The following is a 15,719-nucleotide window of genomic DNA, read 5'->3' as shown; positions in this document are numbered from 1 at the left end:
AGACTCATGTCGAACCTCGCCGCACCCACTTCGCTCCGCTTCGAACACCGTGCCGCCCCCGTCCTGGGCCTCGGCACCGCGACCCCACGGTTGTCGTGGCAGGTCGCGGCCGCGGACGCCGACTACGCGCAGACGGCGTACGAGGTCGAGATCACCACCGGGACAGCGCAGGTCTACACGGTCCAGTCCCCCGAGCAGGTCCTGGTTCCGTGGCCGGGTGACCCGCTCACCTCCCGGGAGTCGGCGCAGGTCCGGGTGCGCGTCCGCGGCAACGGCGACTGGAGTGACTGGAGCCGGCCCGCGACCGTCGAGGTCGGCCTGCTCGGCTCGGACGACTGGACCGCGCGCTTCGTGAGCCCGCGTGACAACAGCCACGGCTCCCCCGCTCCCCTGCTCGCCGGTGTCGCCGACCTGCCGGACGGCATCGTCAAGGCCCGCCTGTACGCGACCGCGCACGGCGTCTATCTCCCCGAGCTCAACGGCGAACGGGTCGGCGACGAAGAGCTCGCGCCCGGCTGGACGGCGTACCAGTATCGGCTGCGCTATCAGACGTACGACGTGACGAGCCTGGTCCGGCCTGGTGAGAACAGGCTCGAGTTCCTCGTCGGCAACGGCTGGTACCGGGGCCGGCTCGGGTTCCAGGACCAGAAGGAGGTGTACGGCAACCGCCTCGCGGTCCTCGCGCAGCTCGAGGTCACCACGGCCGACGGACAGGTCCACACCTTCGGCAGCGACGACACCTGGACCTCACGCGAGAGCGCGGTCCTCGCCGACGACCTGTACGACGGCCAGCGCACCGACCTCCGCCGTACGCCGGGAGAGCCCACCTCGGTCGACGTGCTCGACGCCGACCTGGGCCTGCTCGTCGCACCCGACGGCCCGCCGGTCCGCATCACCGATGTCCTGCCCGCGGTCGAGATCAGTGCGTCGCCCTCCGGCAAGACCCTGATCGACTTCGGCCAGAACCTGGTCGGCCGGGTCCGGCTGACGGTCCGTGGCGGCGCCGCGGGCGACGAGGTCGTCCTGCGGCACGCGGAGGTCCTGGAGCACGGCGAGCTCGGTGTCCGCCCGCTCCGGACCGCCAAGGCCACCGACTCGTACATCCTGGCCGGATCCGACGAGGTCACCCTCGACTCGCCGCTCACCTTCCACGGCTTCCGGTACGCCGAAGTCACGGGCGTCAGCGATCTCCGGAAGGAAGACCTCGAGGCGATCGTGGTCGGCAGCGACCTGCCGCGCACCGGCTGGTTCGACTCCTCGCACGCACTGCTCAACCGGTTCCACGAGAACGTGGTCTGGGGCATGCGCGGCAACTTCGTCGACGTGCCGACCGACTGTCCGCAGCGCGACGAGCGGCTCGGCTGGACCGGCGACATCCAGGTCTTCTCACCCACTGCGAGCTTCCTGTTCGACACCGCCGGCTTCCTGACCAACTGGCTGGCCGACCTCTCGGCCGAGCAGCAGAAGGACGGCTCGGTTCCGTTCGTCGTACCGGATGTGCTCAAGAACTCGGCACCGGCCACGGCCGCTTGGGGTGACGCGGCAACGATCGTCCCCTGGGTGATCTACGAGCGCACCGGCGACGCCGGTCTGCTCGCGCGCCAACTGCCGAGCATGCGGGCCTGGGTGGACAAGATGGCCGACCTGGCCGGCGACGACCTGCTCTGGTCCGGCGGCTTCCAGTTCGGCGACTGGCTCGACCCGACCGCCCCGCCCGAGAACCCCTTCCGCGCGAAGGCGGACCCGGACGTCCTCGCCACCGCTCACCTGGCCCGCTCGGCCGAGGTCGTTGCCAAGGCCGCAGAGGTCGTCGGCGATGCCGACCTGGCCCGCGAGTACGCCGACCTCGCCGCGCGCGTCCGGCAGGCGTTCGCCGCGGAGTACACCACCGAGGGCGGACGCGTACTGAGCGATGCCACCACCAACTACGCGCTCGCGCTCCAGTGGGCACTGCTGCCCACGGAGAGCCAGCGGGAGCGCGCCGGCAAGCGCCTTGCGGATCTGGTCCGGACGGCGGGTTTCCGGATCAGCACCGGATTCGTCGGTACGCCGCTGATCGCCGACGCGTTGGCCGATTCCGGACATCCCGACCTCGCATACCGCCTTCTGCTACAGACAGCCTGCCCCTCTTGGCTGTACTCAGTGACGATGGGCGCGACGACGGTCTGGGAACGCTACGACAGCATGCTGCCCGACGGCAGCATCAACCCCGGCCAGATGACGTCGTTCAACCACTACGCGCTCGGCGCCGTCGCCGACTGGATGCACCGGCGGGTGGCGGGCCTCGCGGCCGGCGACCCCGGCTACCGCACGATCGTCGTACAGCCGCTCTTCACCTCGCACCTCACCGCCGCATCGGCCAAGCACATCACGCCGTACGGCGAGGCCGCGGTGGCGTGGACGCGGTCCGACGGCGAGATCCGGCTCAGCGTGACCGTGCCGGTCGGCTCGCGTGCACAGGTCGCCGTACCTGGTGAGAGCGAGCCGGTCGAGGTCGGCCACGGCACGCACGAGTGGACCGCGACGTACGCCGAGACGCCCGCGCTGCCCGCGGAGCCGACGGTCCGGCAACTCATCGACCACGAGTCCAGCTGGGACACCTTCGTCGCCGCGGCCGTCGAGACCGAGGTCGTCGCCGACGACGGTGAGCTGGCTGCGCGGCTGGAGCGGTACCTCGACCTGCCGGCGAGCCAGCTGGTCGACGCGATCAGCCGGCGCGACTTCTCCCCCGCTGCCCAAGCTCTGCAGGCGAAACTCGACGCCCTGCTCGACAACTGACCCTGTTCCACCGACCACCGCCCCGCTGCCGATGCCCTGAAGAAACATCCCCTTGGAGGTCAAGATGACATTCCGCCCAGGCAGGAGAGGACTGGCCGTCAGCACTGTTCTGGCCGTCTCCTCGCTCGCCCTGACCGCGTGCAGTGCGGGCAGTCTCGGTTCCAGCGACAACGCCGGCAGTGGCTCGGTCGAGATCACGTACCTGACCACCAACCAGGACCAGGACGTGAAGGAGGCCGAGCAACTGGCCAAGGACTTCCACGCGAAGAACCCAAGCATCACCGTGAAGGTGGAGACCCGGCCGGGTGGCACCGAAGGGGACAACCTGATCAAGACCCGGCTGTCGACCGGCGACATGGTCGATGTGTTCAACTACAACACCGGGTCGCTGTTCAATGCGATCGCACCGCAGAAGAACCTGCTCTCGGTTAACGACGAGCCGTGGGTCGCCGACCTGGACGACAACTTCAAGAAGACCGTGACCGCCGACGGTCAGGTGTACGGCGCACCCGTCGGCGGCTTCCAGGGCGGTGCGGTCCTCTACAGCATCCCCGTCTACACCAAGCTCGGGCTGAAGGTGCCGACGACCTGGGCCGAGTTCATGGCCAACAACGCCAAGATCAAGGCGTCCGGTGGCGGCGTCGCACCGGTGATCCAGACCTATGGCGAGACGTGGACCTCGCAGCTGTTCGTCCTGGGCGACTTCCACAACGTGTCGGCGGCCGAGCCGGACTTCGCCGACAAGTACACCCAGAACCAGGCGAAGTACGCGACGTCGCCGGCCGCGCTCAAGGGATTCGAGCACACCGAGGCCGTCCACGACGCCGGGTACGAGAACAAGGACTTCGCCTCGGCCAAGCTGCCGGACGGTCTCAAGATGCTTGCCACCGGCAAGGGTGCGCACTACCCGATCCTGTCCGGCGTGGTCGCCAACATGGTCGCCACCTACCCCGACGCGGCCAAGACCGTCGGCCTGTTCGCGCTACCTGGTGACGACGCGAGCAAGAACGGCCTGACGTTGTGGACACCGGGTGGTCTCTACATCCCGAAGTCCACCACGGGTGACAAGCTGGACGCGGCCAAGAAGTTCCAGGCCTTCGTCGCCAGCCCGGACGGGTGCAAGTCGCAGAACACGGCCGGCGCACCGACCGGTCCGTACGCGGTCAAGGGCTGCACGCTCGGGGACGACGTACCCCAGTCGATCAAGGACATGCAGCCGTACCTCGACAAGCCGGGTGCGTCCAGCCTGGCGCTGGAGTTCCTCTCGCCGGTCAAGGGCCCGTCGCTCGAGCAGATCACCGTCGAGGTGGGTTCGGGCATCCGGAAGGCGAAGGACGGCGCCGCCCGGTACGACGAGGACGTGAAGAAGCAGGCGCAGCAGCTCGGACTGGCGGGTTGGTGAGGTTTGTGACCGGCGCTCTGCTCCTCAGTCCAGGACGGGAGGCCCCATGACCGTCACCTCCACACGCCCGGACGCGCGCAGTGACGCGACCCCGGCCGCAGTCGCGGCCGGGGGGAAGGTCTACTCGCCGTACTCGTTCTGGTTCTACCTGCCCACCGCGGTGATCTACACCGTCCTGTTCCTCGTTCCGACCTTTGCCTCCTTCTACTACAGCCTGACCCGGTGGAGCCTGTTCGAGTCGAAGTTCATCGGGTTCGACAACTTCAAGCTGTTCTTCCAGGAGCCGGCTCTGGTCAAAGGCTTCACCAACACGCTGATCTACGCGGTGGTGACGTCGGGGTCGAAGGTCGTGCTCGGCCTGCTGCTCGCCGTACTGCTCACGTCCAGGATCGTCGGCCGCGCGTACCTCCGCTCGGTCGTCTTCTTCCCGGTGCTGGTCAGCACGATCGGCGTCGGTCTCACCTTCACGGTGCTGATGAACCCCGAGCGCGGCCTGATCAACGGCGCGCTGGGTGTGATCGGTATCAACGGACCCGGGTGGCTCACCGACCCGAAATGGGCGTTGATGTCGATCGCCGCCGTCGACGTGTGGAAGGGCGTCGGGCTCGCGACCCTCATTTACATCGCGGGCATCGTGTCGATCCCGCGCGAGTACATGGAAGCCGCTCGCGTCGACGGAGCCGGGGCATGGGAGACGTTCCGGCGGATCGTGCTGCCGCTGTGCAAGCCGGCCACCGTCACCGTGATCATCCTGTCGCTGATCGGTGGCCTGCGGTCGTTCGAGCTGATCTGGGCGATGACGCGCGGCGGGCCCGGGTTCACCTCGGACGTGATCGCGTCGGTGATCTACAAGCAGTACCAGGCCGGGTTCTACGGCCTGTCGACAGCCGGCAACGTCGTGCTGTTCGTGGTGGTCACCGCGATCATCCTGCCGCTGTCATGGTTCCTCAACCGCAAGGAGGTGGACCTGTGAGCACCGCCGAGCTCGTCAACCACAAACCGGGCCGGAACTACCTGCTCAGCGCCGTCGCGATCGTGGCCTCGATCGTGGTGTTCGTGATCCCCTTCGCGTTCATCGTGCTGACCGCGGTGAAGGACCGGCAGCAGTCCGCGGATCTGAGCTTCTCCTGGCCGCACCAGTTCCGGATCGTGCAGAACTTCGTCGAGGTGGTCAAGGCCCGCGACTACATGCTGGTGATCGCCTTCATCAACAGCACGATCCTGACCGTGGCCAGCGTCACCGGGATGGTGGTGCTCGCGGCCATGGCCGGGTTCGTGCTGCAGCGGCGCAAGAGCAGGTGGAACGGCTTCATCAACTTCCTGGTGCTGTCCGGGTTGATCATCCCGCCGGCCGTCGTACCGACGATCTGGGTGCTGCAGAAGCTCGGCCTGTTCAAGACCATGCCAGGACTGATCCTGATCGAGATCGCGTTCGGGTTGTCGTTCTGCATCCTGTTGTTCCGGGCGTTCGTCGCGACCATCCCGCGGGAGCTGGACGAGGCGGCGATCATCGACGGAGCGGGCCCACTCCGGTTGTTCTTCGGGGTGATCTTCCCGTTGCTGAGATCCGTCATCGTGACCGTGGTCGTGGTGCAGTCGGTCAACGTGTTCAACGACTTCGTGAACCCGTTGTACTTCCTGCCCGGCGACAAGAACGCCACGGTCCAGCTGACCCTCTACAACTTCTCCAGTCAGTTCACCACCCAGTACAACCTCCTCTTCATGAACATCCTGCTGATCACGATCCCGCCACTCATCATGTTCCTGTTCTTCAACCGCCAGATCGTCGCCGGCCTGACGTCAGGCGCGGTCAAGGGCTGACGCTCGCGAGGAGCTGAGACAGGGTGTGGTGGGCTGACACCTGATATTTCCTGTCCCAGCCCACCACCGATCAGGCGAACCTCGGACACCAAACGGAGACCTCGGACACCGCATCAGATGTCCGCAGGCCCGAGAAGGTGTCCGCGCTTCCCCGCTCGGCGCCGCGGTGACCAGCACGCGGACCCTGCGGATCGGATGACGGACCTTCAGGGCGATGCGTACCGACGGACGGGTAGTAGTCGAGCCACCCCATCAAACACACCCGAGCCCCCGCGCAAACTGTCCGAACCGCGCCGGAGCTGATCGACTACTACCCGTCCGTCGGTACACCTCATGCGGCACCTCGATGGACGTGCGGGTGCGGATGCTCAGGCGGGCTTGCGTACCAGCAGATAGCCCTGCGGTACTTTCTCCGGCGGCATCGGAGCGCGAGCCAGGGTGGCTACCTCGGCGAAGCCGGCGGCACTGAGCAGACCAGTGACGTCGGCCGGATCGAAGGTGTAGACCTCCAGGTCGACGTCATGACCGTACGCGCTGGCGAGGTGCCGGCCGCCGGAGCCGAGTTGTATGAGCCTTGGATGTCGTTCACCCGAGGACTTCAGGAAGCCGCTCCGACAGTTTCTGGTAGTCCTGCAGCGAGTTGTAGGCGTGGATGGACAGCCGGATGAAGCCGCGGTTGTCGAAGCCGGTCAAGGTGATCTCGGCCTTGAGGTCGCGGGAGACGCGCTCCTTGATCGCCTCGCCGGCGGTGAGGTCGACGGTGGACGGGAGCTCGACCAGGCGCATCGTCGGCGTCTGCCGGGCGAGCTGCGCGATCCCGGTCCCGAGCGCCTTCGCCACGATCTTCGCGCCCTCGTCGATCATCGCGCTCAGCTGCGTACGCCGTACCGGCCATTCCAGCTCGTCGAGCACGCGGAGCGACTCCGGCGCGGCGATCCACGGCGCGTAGTCGTAGGTGCCCTGCATGTCGAACCGCTCCGGCAGCCGTTCGTCGTACTCCGACCAGGACACGATCAGCGGGAGCGTCGCCGACCGCCAGCGCTCCGCGACCACGAGACCGGCCGTCGCACGCGGTGCGGCCGGCCACTTGTGGAAGTTGCCCGTCCAGAAGTCGGCGCCGTCGGCCGCCGGGGCGTCGATCAGCCCTGGAGCATGCGCGCCGTCGACGACGACCGGGACACCGCGGTCGTGGCACACCTCGACCAGCGCCGCGATCGGGAAGATCATCGCGGTCGCCGAGCTGATCTGATCCACGATGAGGGCGGCGGCGTCGTCCAGGTGGGCCGCGAGCAGCGCGACCACGGTCTCGTCGTCGGCCTCCAGGGGTACGTCGACGATGACCACCTCGGCCTGGTTCAGCCGGGCGAAGCGCTCGGCGGCGTACCGGACCGCGCCGTAAGCGTGGTTGGTCAGCACGATCCGGCTGCCCGCCCGGATCGGCAGCGTGGCCAGCGCGGCGGTCACGCCGGCGCTCGCGTTCGGGACCAGCGCGAAGCCGGCGGGATCGGTCCGCAGGAACGACGCCAACTCGAGGCGGCTCGCGGTCAGTCGCGCCGCGACCGAGCGGAACCAGGCCATCGGGTTCGCGTCGGCCTCCGTGCGGAGGGCGGCCAGGACCTCTTGGGTCCGCCGCGGCACAGCGCCGTACGAACCATGGTTGAGGTGCAGGACCTCGGGGTCGAGGGTCCACAGGTCGGGGCGGGGGCTCAAAAGCGTCACCAGCCAAACGGTACATACTTCCTGTCGTGTATCCCTACCTCGACCACGACGGGCCGATCGCGATGGCCCATCGGGGCGGCGCGCTGCACCCGGACAACATCGGCTACGAGAACTCGCTGCACGCGTTCCAGAACGCGGTGGACCTCGGGTACCGCTACCTCGAGACCGACCTGCACGCCACCAGCGACGGGGTCGTGATCGCCTTCCACGACAGCAAGCTGGACCGGGTCACCGACCGGACCGGGGTCGTGGCGGAGCTGCCCTGGTCCGAGGTCAGCAAGGCCAGGATCAGCGGCCACGAGCCCATCCCCCGCCTGGACGAGCTCCTCGAGCACTTCCCGGACGTCCGGTTCAACCTCGACATCAAGGCCGAGAACGGGCTGAAGCCGGCGGCCGGCGTCCTGCGGGCCGCGAACGCGATCGACCGGGTCTGCGTGTCGTCGTTCTCCCAGTCCCGGGTACGGCGAATCCGCAAGGACCTCGGTCCGCGCCTGTGCACCGGGTACGGCGAGTTCGAGATCGTGCTGATCCGGTTCCTGCCCTTCGCGCTCAAGTCCGGCGGGGCGTGCCTGCAGATCCCCGACGGATACGGCCCGTTGCGGGTGCTCACGCCCGGGTTGATCAAACGAGCGCATGCCCGGGGCAAGCAAGTGCACGTCTGGACCGTGGACGATCCGGCCACCATGCGGCGGATGCTGGACGCCGGCGTGGACGGCCTGATCACCGATCGCACCGATCTGCTCCGCGACGTCCTGGTCGAGCGGGGTCAGTGGGATTGAAGTGTTATCCGCGGGGACGCCGCATCGTCGCCGGGACCTGACACACTTCCGCGCATGGGACTTCTCTCCGCCCCGGCCGCGGTGGACAAGCGCGAGTACTGGGGGTTCAGCGCCTTCGACTGGGCGAACTCCGGCTATGTCACCACGGTCGGCACGGTCCTGTTCGCGCCGTACCTGACGTCGGTCGCCGAGACCGCGGCCTGCGGGTACGCCGGTACGACGGACAGGCCGTGCAACACCAATCTCCACGTTCTGGGGCTGGGCATCTCCCCCGGTTCACTCGCCTTCTACGTCGTCACGGTGGCGACGCTGATGTCGGCGCTCTTCCTGCCCGTGGTGGGAGCGATCGCGGACCGGATGTCCCGCAAGAAGGTGCTGATGTGCGGGTTCGCCTGGGTCGGCGCGCTGGCGGCGTGCTCCATGGTGTTCGTGGGCGGCGGCCGCTGGTTGCTCGGCGCTCTGCTGCTTTTCGTCGGCAATCTGTGCCTGGGCTCGTCGCTGGTCGTCTACGACTCGATCCTGATCGACATCGCGCCGCCGGATCAGCGCGACACCGTCTCGTCCCGCGCGTGGGCGTTCGGGTATGCCGGTGGGTTCATCCTGCTGCTCCTCAACCTCGCCGTGGTCACCGCGCACGACGCGCTCGGGATGAGCCAGGGGACGGCCGTCCGCCTCAGCCTGCTCAGTGCCGGGCTGTGGTGGGGACTGTTCACGTTCATCCCGTACGTGCGTTTGCGGAACCGGCCCCCGACGAGCGTCGAACCGGTGCGGAGCAGGGGCTTGGTCCGGCAGAGCTTCGGGCAGTTGTCGGCGACGCTCAAGCACCTGCGGAGCTATCCGATGACGCTGCTGTTCCTGGTCGCGTACCTGTTCTTCAACGACGGCATCCAGACGGTCGTCTCGGTGTCGTCGACGTACGGCGAGAAACAGCTCGGTTTCGCGACCCAGGTGCTGATCGCGACGATCCTGCTGGTGCAGTTCGTGGCGTTCTTCGGGGCGCTGGCGTTCGGCCGGTTCGCCCAGCGGTACGGCGCACACCGGACGATCATCGGCGGTCTGGTCGTCTGGATGCTGATCGTGATCGCCGGGTTCCTGCTGCCCGCCCACCAGATCGTGCCGTTCCTGGCGATGGGCATCGCGATCGGCATCGTCCTCGGCGGCACCCAGGCGCTGTCGCGGTCCGCCTTCAGCCAGCTGATCCCGAAGGGCCGCGAGGCCGAGTACTTCTCCCTCTACCAGGCCGGCGAGCGCGGCACCTCCTGGCTCGGCACCCTCGTCTTCGGGCTGGTCCACCAGCTCACCGGCTCCTACCGCCCGGCCATCGTTGCCCTCGGCCTCTTCTTCCTCATCGGCCTGATCCTGCTGACCCGCGTCGACATGCGCCGAGGCATCACCGAAGCCGGCAACGCCCAACCCGCAATCGTCTAGCGCCACGGCCGGCTAAGTGTGCAGCTCGACAGGAGGTGTCCGCCCCGGCCTCGGCCAGGCCGGCCGGGCCGAGGCGTGAATGCCTCGCCCGACCGGCACCCTGGACCGACACGTCCTGTCGAGCTTGCACACCAGCCGACCTCACTCACTTCGCCCACATCCGGCAAAAGAGCCGGATATCCCCTCGCACGGCACGGACTCCAACACCGCCGACGTCGTGACACCCAACCCGCCGCCTGGGTTGCGGAGCCGCCATCGAGCCGACGCGGCTTGCGGGTCAGCCAACCAGCCGTTGGGTTGGCCCACCGGATTCTGGTTTGCCAACCCTCACACTGACGGGTCAACCCACCGCAGCTGGCCCCGACCTTTCTGGATGCGCACTAATCGGGTACGACAGAGGCGACAAGCTTCTGCACCTGCTGCCGACTCGGCCGGATGCCGGTCCGATCTGCGAACAGCATGTGGGTGGAGCCGATCAGGGTGAGCGCGAGCGTGTCGACGTCCGCGCCGGCGGGGATCCGGCCGAGGTCGCGCTCAGCTTTCAGGTAGTCGATGATAATGTGCCCGCCGTCCGTAAGGATCGGTACTCCGGTGGGGACTGCCTGCCGCAGGCGCGCGCGCAGCCCGTCGCGCGAGATCGTCAGGCTGATGATCGCCACCGCCACCGACCCGAACAGCTCGGTCAGCATGGTCGTCAGGTTGTCCGCCACACTCCCCCGCCCAACGGACTCCCGCAGTACGGCGGCCTGACCGTCGAGCCGCTGGATCCGATCCAGCACCAACTCGGCCAGGAAGCCGTCGAAGTCGGTGAAGTGCCGGTGCAGCACGCCCTTCGCGCAGCCCGCTTCGGTGGTGACGGCCCGGCTGGTCAGCGCCTCCGGTCCGTCCCGAAGCAGGACGCGCTCGGCCGCGTCGAACAGCTGCTCGCGGGCGTCCCGCAGCGCCACACCTGTCGGCATACGCACCTTCCGTTGACATGAGTGGGCAGTCGCCCATTAATGTGGGCGCATGCCCACTTTACCGCACGAGCACCGTGAGATGGCCGAGTCCTTCGGGGCCGGCGCCGACCTCTACGACCGGGCCAGACCGCGCTACCCGGATGCACTCATCGAGGCGATCGTCGCAGCGGCACCGGGCCGGAAGTTCCTCGACGTCGGGTGCGGCACCGGGATCACCTCCCGGCAGTTCCAAGCGGCGGGGTGCCAGATTATGGGTGTGGACGTCGATCAGCGGATGGCGGCGTTCGCCCGCAGTACGGGCGTTGAGGTCGAGGTGTCACCGTTCGAGTCGTGGGACCCGGCGGGCCGGACCTTCGACGCCGTCGTCGCCGGGATGACGTGGCACTGGATCGACCCGGACGCCGGCGCGGCCAAGGCGGCCGCAGTACTACGACCAGGCGGCCGGCTGGCGGTCTTCTGGTATGTCCTCCAACCGCCGCCTGAGGTGGCCGAGGCCTTCGCCGCCGTTTACCGCGAGGTGCTCCCTGACAGCCCGATGTATCACCGCGTGGTCGCCTCCCCACTGGGGGCGTACGACGCCTTCCTCGACAAGGCCGCCGACGGTCTGCGCGGGACCGGTGCCTTCGAGGAACTCGAGCGATCGCAGTACCCCTGGAGCCGCGCGTACACGCGCGACGAGTGGCTCGACCAGGTCAGGACCGGAGGCACCGCCAAGCAATTCGCGGACGCCAGCAAGCTCGAGCCACTCCTCACCGGCATGGCCACCGCGATCGACGAAGCCGGCGGCAGCTTCACCATCGACAGCACCGCGGTCGCACTCACCGCCACCAGGCGATGACGTGCGCCCGGCCGGGGTGCTGGCCGGGCGCACGGTTCGGGGTTACCGCGACGGCGTGGCGCTCGGGTTGCGGAAGCCTCCGCCGAAGCTTCCCTGCCGGACGGTGTTCGCCGTGATCGTGCCGTTGGCGTTCTGGCCGCTGACGACGACCTGTTCACCCTGCTTGAGGTCGGCCGCGGTGCCCTTGGCGGTGATCTCGTACGTCGTGTCGCCGGTCAGCTTGACCGTGACGTTGCCGTTCTGCGTCTTCACCACGAGCTCGGTACCCGTCGCCGACACGACCGTGCCGATCGCCGCGCCGCCCGGACCACCTTGGCCGGCGCCCGGTGCCTGCCCGTTGCCGTTCTGGCCCCGGAAGCCGCCGTACCCGCCGCCGAAGCCGCGGCCGCCGGCCTGCGGCTGAGTCGTCGTACTGTCCGACGCGAACGCCGCGTGCAGGCCGGCGCCGCCGGCGAGGCCGATGGCCAGGACCACGATGCCGGCCAGGATCGCCGTCGCCAGTGGCAGGTTGAGGCTCTTCTTCGGCGTCAGCGCCGCGTCGACCTCCTCGTTCGACCCGATCTGGGCGAACTCGTCGGGGTTCTGGTTGCTCATCGGCGTCCTCGCTTCGCTCCGGGCGCCGATTCCGGGCTGTGTTTGATGATGAACTCGCTCCGCTCGTTCATATGCCTCTCACTCGTGTCGTAGTGCGTCGATGGGACGAAGACCGGCGGCTCGGTGCGCCGGCATGCTGCCGAAGAACAGGCCGACCGCCGCGGACACGCCGAGCGCGAGTCCGATCGACGACGGCACCAGCACCGGCTGCACACCGGCGAGCTGGAAGCGGGTGACGATCAGCGCGACGCCGACCCCGACGGCGCCGCCGATCAGGCTGAGCAGGGTCGCCTCGATCAGGAACTGGCCGAGGATCGTCCGCCGCCGCGCGCCGAGCGCCTTGCGGATGCCGATCTCACGGGTCCGCTCGGTGACGGTGACCAGCATGATGTTGGTGACCCCGATCCCGCCGACGACCAGGCTGATCGCGGCGACCGTCGCCAGCAGGGCGGTGAAGGTCGCGGCGGTGTCCTGGCTGGTCTGCAGGATCTGCGCGGAGTTCGTGATCCGGAACGGCGAGGTCTGGTTCGCCGGCACCTGGTGCCGTGCGGTCAGCAACTGCGTGACCTCGGCCTGCGCGGTGTCCACGCGATCCTCGTTCGCCGCCTGGACCACGATCTGGTTGATCGCGCCGTACCCGGCCTGGGTCGCGCGGAGCGTGCTGATCGGCATGATCGCGGTCGCGTTCGGATCCGAGAACCCGGTGCTGTCCTTGCTCGCCAGCACCCCGCGGACGACGAAGTCGACGGCGCCGAGCTTGATCGTCTGACCGACCGCGCTCGCGGGCCGGGTGAACAGCTCGGTCGCGGTCGTCTGCCCGAGCAGGATGACCCGCTGTGAGGTGTCGACGTCCTCCTGGGTGAACGACGCTCCGGTCCCGACCGGCGTGTTGGTGGCGGGCATGTACTCCGGCGTCGTACCGATCACCTGGCTCACCGTGTAACTGGTGTCGCCGTTCGTCGCCGTCGTACCGCTGCTCGTCATCACCGGGGCGACCGCCGCCACGTCGGGGGCGAGCCGCTCGTCGGCGAGGGCGGCCGCATCGTCGAGGGTCAGGCTGTACTGCTGGGCCGACGGCCCGGCCTGGCCACGCTGGAAGCCGCCGCCACCGCCGGTCGTGGAGACCGTGAGCAGGTTGGTGCCCATGGCCTCGAGCCGGGCCTGGACCGCCTTGCCCGAGCCGTTGCCGACAGCAACCAGCACGATGACCGCGCCGACGCCGATGGAGACGCCGAGGATGGTCAGCAGCGAGCGGAGCTTGTTCGCGTTGAGACCGCGCAGGGCGGCCGCCATCAGGTCGCGAGGTGACATCAGCGGGTCACCTCGTCCGCGACGATCCGGCCGTCGGAGACCTGGATCAGCCGCCGGGCCCGGGCCGCCACGTCATGCTCGTGAGTGATCACGACGACCGTGCGCCCGTCGGCGTTCAGCTGGTCGAACATGCCGAGCACCTCGTCGGTCGAGTGAGCGTCCAGGTTGCCGGTCGGCTCGTCGGCGAGCAGGATCCGCGGCCCGGTGGCCAGCGCGCGGGCGATCGCGACACGCTGCTGCTGGCCGCCGGACAACTCGTTGGGCCGGTGATCGGCGCGATCGGACAGTCCGACCAGGTCCAGCGCGCGACTGGCTCGCTCGCGCCGCTCGGCGCGGCGCAGATGAGCGTAGGTGAGCGGGAGTTCGACGTTGGCGAGCGCGCTGGTGCGCGGGATCAGGTTGAACGACTGGAAGATGAACCCGATCTTGCGGCCGCGGACGAGCGCCTGCTGATCCTCGGTCAATCGGGCCACGTTGCTCCCGTCCAGCCAGTACTCGCCCCGGCTCGGGACGTCCAGGCAGCCGAGGATGTTCATCAGCGTCGACTTGCCGGATCCGGACGAGCCCATCACCGCGACGTACTCACCAGCCTCGACCCGCAGGGACACCCCGCGGAGCGCGTGCACGGCGGTCTCGCCGCTGCCGTACGTCTTGGTGACGTCCCGGATCTCGATCAGGGCGTCAGCGGCCACGGTTGCCCCCGCCGCCTGTGCCCGCGCCGACGCCGGGGAACTGGCCGCCACCGGCGGGGAACTGCCCCTGACCGAACTGCCGGCCCTGGCCGGTCTGGTTCGTGGTGCCACCGATCGTGCCCTGCAGCAAGTCGATCCGGTCGCCCTCGTTCAGACCGGAGGTGATCTGGGTGAAGCTACCGCCGCGGACGCCGACCTTCACCTCCCGCGTCCCGCCGCCGTCGGCCATCGTGACGGTGTACGTCGTACCGCTGGTGGCGATCGCCGTGCTCGGGACGTAGAGGGCGTTGGTCGCCTTCGCGGTCTGCACGGTGACGTTGGCGGTCTGGCCGATCCGGGCGTTCGCCGGCAGCTTGGCCAGCGAGAAGGTGGCCGAGTACGAGACGACGCCGTTCGTCGTGGTCGGCGTCGGCGACACGGACACCAGCGTGGCGGTGAGCGTCGTACCCGGTTCGGCGTTCAGGGTGACGGTGGCGGACTGGCCGGCCTTGATCTTGATCGCGTCCGCCTCGGCGAACGACGCGACCACCTGGAGTGCCTTGAGGTCCGAGATGTCGACGAAGCCGGAGCCCGACGTGGTCGTCGTACTCGAGCTGGTCGACCCTGAACCTTGACCTGAGGTCGAGCCTGAACCAGAGCCGGAGGCTGACCCCGAACCGGTACTCGAGCCGCCGGTCACCGAGCCGACCGAGCCGTTGATCGCGGTGATCGTGCCCGCGATCGGTGCCTTCAGCGTGGTCGCGTCGACCGCGGCCTGGGCGCCCTCGACGTCCTGGTCGGCCTGCTCCTTGTCCGCCTTCGCCCGGGCCAGGCTCGCCTCGGCGTTGCTGACGGCAACCTCCGGGTTCTGGGTCTGGCCCTGGTTCTGGGACTGCGTCTGCTGCTGGCCGTTGGTCGGCGTCGGGCTCGGCGAGGCCGATGCCTCCGCTGCGGCCCCGGCGGCGTCCTGGGCGTCGTCGAGCGACTCCTGCGCGGCCGTGACCGAGTTGGCCGCCGCGATCTGGTTCTGATCGGCGATCCGGAGCTGCCGTTCGGCGGCGGACGGATCGACCTTCGCGACCGCCGCGCCCTTGGCGACCACCTGGCCGACCTTCACCAGGATCTGGGTGACCGTGCCGGAGGTCTCGAACTGCGGTGACGCGTTCTGGGAACTCTGCAGGGTGCCGCTGGAGCTGACGCTGGCGGTCACGTCCCCGCGGGCCACTGCCGCCGTCGGGCGAGTCGCGCTCGCAGCTGGTTGGTCCTTTCGGAAGAACAGGAAGTACGCCGTGAGGGCGATGGCCAGGACGATGGCCACCAGGGCCACGTTGACGAAGCTGAGGCCACGGAGCTTGTGGCGGGGTAGCACCATGGACGCAGACGCTAGGGCCGTTTGCTGAGGATCTGATCCCCGATTCC

13 protein-coding genes are annotated in these 15,719 nt (G+C 68.6%); 7 read left to right on the top strand and 6 right to left on the bottom strand.

The features are described 5' to 3' along the window. Nucleotides 1–6 precede the first annotated feature (6 nt). The 4 genes from OG555_RS35030 (at nucleotide 7) to OG555_RS35015 (ending at nucleotide 6,001) form a co-directional block, all read left to right on the top strand. Nucleotides 7–2,778 (top strand): family 78 glycoside hydrolase catalytic domain, encoded by a 2,772-nt coding sequence (locus OG555_RS35030; protein ID WP_329477046.1) that lies wholly within the window; start codon nucleotides 7–9, stop codon nucleotides 2,776–2,778. Between the two features lie 64 nt (nucleotides 2,779–2,842). After that, entirely contained in the window at nucleotides 2,843–4,180 is a 1,338-nt protein-coding gene (locus OG555_RS35025) for an ABC transporter substrate-binding protein (RefSeq protein WP_329477045.1), read from the top strand. A 46-nt stretch (nucleotides 4,181–4,226) separates the two neighbouring features. Continuing rightward, the gene (locus OG555_RS35020; protein WP_329477044.1) at nucleotides 4,227–5,153 is read left to right on the top strand and encodes a carbohydrate ABC transporter permease; all 927 of its coding nucleotides are present in this window, start codon (nucleotides 4,227–4,229) and stop codon (nucleotides 5,151–5,153) included. Further along, nucleotides 5,150–6,001 carry a carbohydrate ABC transporter permease gene (locus tag OG555_RS35015; protein WP_328520743.1) on the top strand — a complete coding sequence of 284 codons (852 nt, stop codon included), beginning with the start codon at nucleotides 5,150–5,152 and terminating at the stop codon, nucleotides 5,999–6,001. The genes OG555_RS35020 and OG555_RS35015 overlap by 4 nt, the downstream gene beginning before the upstream one ends. A gap of 585 nt (nucleotides 6,002–6,586) precedes the next feature. On the opposite strand, the gene OG555_RS35010 is transcribed toward OG555_RS35015, so the two are convergent. Further along, complete coding sequence (locus OG555_RS35010; protein WP_329477043.1) at nucleotides 6,587–7,720, bottom strand: aminotransferase class V-fold PLP-dependent enzyme; 1,134 nt, start codon at nucleotides 7,718–7,720, stop codon at nucleotides 6,587–6,589. 26 nt (nucleotides 7,721–7,746) lie between these two features. Between OG555_RS35010 and OG555_RS35005 the strand changes: the two genes are divergently transcribed. Beyond that, on the top strand, nucleotides 7,747–8,499 hold the full coding sequence (locus tag OG555_RS35005) for a glycerophosphodiester phosphodiesterase (protein ID WP_329477042.1): 753 nt from the start codon (nucleotides 7,747–7,749) through the stop codon (nucleotides 8,497–8,499). 54 nt (nucleotides 8,500–8,553) lie between these two features. After that, entirely contained in the window at nucleotides 8,554–9,927 is a 1,374-nt protein-coding gene (locus OG555_RS35000; protein WP_329477041.1) for an MFS transporter, read from the top strand. 380 nt (nucleotides 9,928–10,307) lie between these two features. On the opposite strand, the gene OG555_RS34995 is transcribed toward OG555_RS35000, so the two are convergent. Continuing rightward, the gene (locus OG555_RS34995; protein WP_329477040.1) at nucleotides 10,308–10,886 is read right to left on the bottom strand and encodes a TetR/AcrR family transcriptional regulator; all 579 of its coding nucleotides are present in this window, start codon (nucleotides 10,884–10,886) and stop codon (nucleotides 10,308–10,310) included. Between the two features lie 49 nt (nucleotides 10,887–10,935). On the opposite strand from OG555_RS34995, the gene OG555_RS34990 reads away from it, so the two are divergent. Next, nucleotides 10,936–11,724: a class I SAM-dependent methyltransferase gene (locus OG555_RS34990; protein ID WP_329477038.1), complete on the top strand. Its 789-nt coding sequence runs from the start codon at nucleotides 10,936–10,938 to the stop codon at nucleotides 11,722–11,724. A gap of 42 nt (nucleotides 11,725–11,766) precedes the next feature. Here the strand turns inward: OG555_RS34990 and OG555_RS34985 are convergent, their stop codons facing one another. The 4 genes from OG555_RS34985 to OG555_RS34970 form a co-directional block, all read right to left on the bottom strand. Then, nucleotides 11,767–12,318 carry a hypothetical protein gene (locus OG555_RS34985; RefSeq protein WP_329477036.1) on the bottom strand — a complete coding sequence of 184 codons (552 nt, stop codon included), beginning with the start codon at nucleotides 12,316–12,318 and terminating at the stop codon, nucleotides 11,767–11,769. A 78-nt stretch (nucleotides 12,319–12,396) separates the two neighbouring features. Further along, the gene (locus OG555_RS34980) at nucleotides 12,397–13,629 is read right to left on the bottom strand and encodes an ABC transporter permease (protein ID WP_329477034.1); all 1,233 of its coding nucleotides are present in this window, start codon (nucleotides 13,627–13,629) and stop codon (nucleotides 12,397–12,399) included. Next, nucleotides 13,629–14,321 carry an ABC transporter ATP-binding protein gene (locus OG555_RS34975; protein WP_329477032.1) on the bottom strand — a complete coding sequence of 231 codons (693 nt, stop codon included), beginning with the start codon at nucleotides 14,319–14,321 and terminating at the stop codon, nucleotides 13,629–13,631. Before OG555_RS34975 ends, OG555_RS34980 begins: the two co-directional genes overlap by 1 nt. After that, on the bottom strand, nucleotides 14,311–15,672 hold the full coding sequence (locus tag OG555_RS34970; RefSeq protein ID WP_329477030.1) for an efflux RND transporter periplasmic adaptor subunit: 1,362 nt from the start codon (nucleotides 15,670–15,672) through the stop codon (nucleotides 14,311–14,313). The genes OG555_RS34975 and OG555_RS34970 overlap by 11 nt, the downstream gene beginning before the upstream one ends. Between the last annotated feature and the right edge of the window lie 47 nt (nucleotides 15,673–15,719).

It is taken from the genome of Kribbella sp. NBC_01484, from assembly GCF_036227145.1.
In the GTDB taxonomy this organism is placed as follows: Bacteria; Actinomycetota; Actinomycetes; order Propionibacteriales; family Kribbellaceae; genus Kribbella.
Note: the sequence above shows the minus strand (reverse complement) of the source record. Positions and strands in the feature narration are given on the sequence as shown.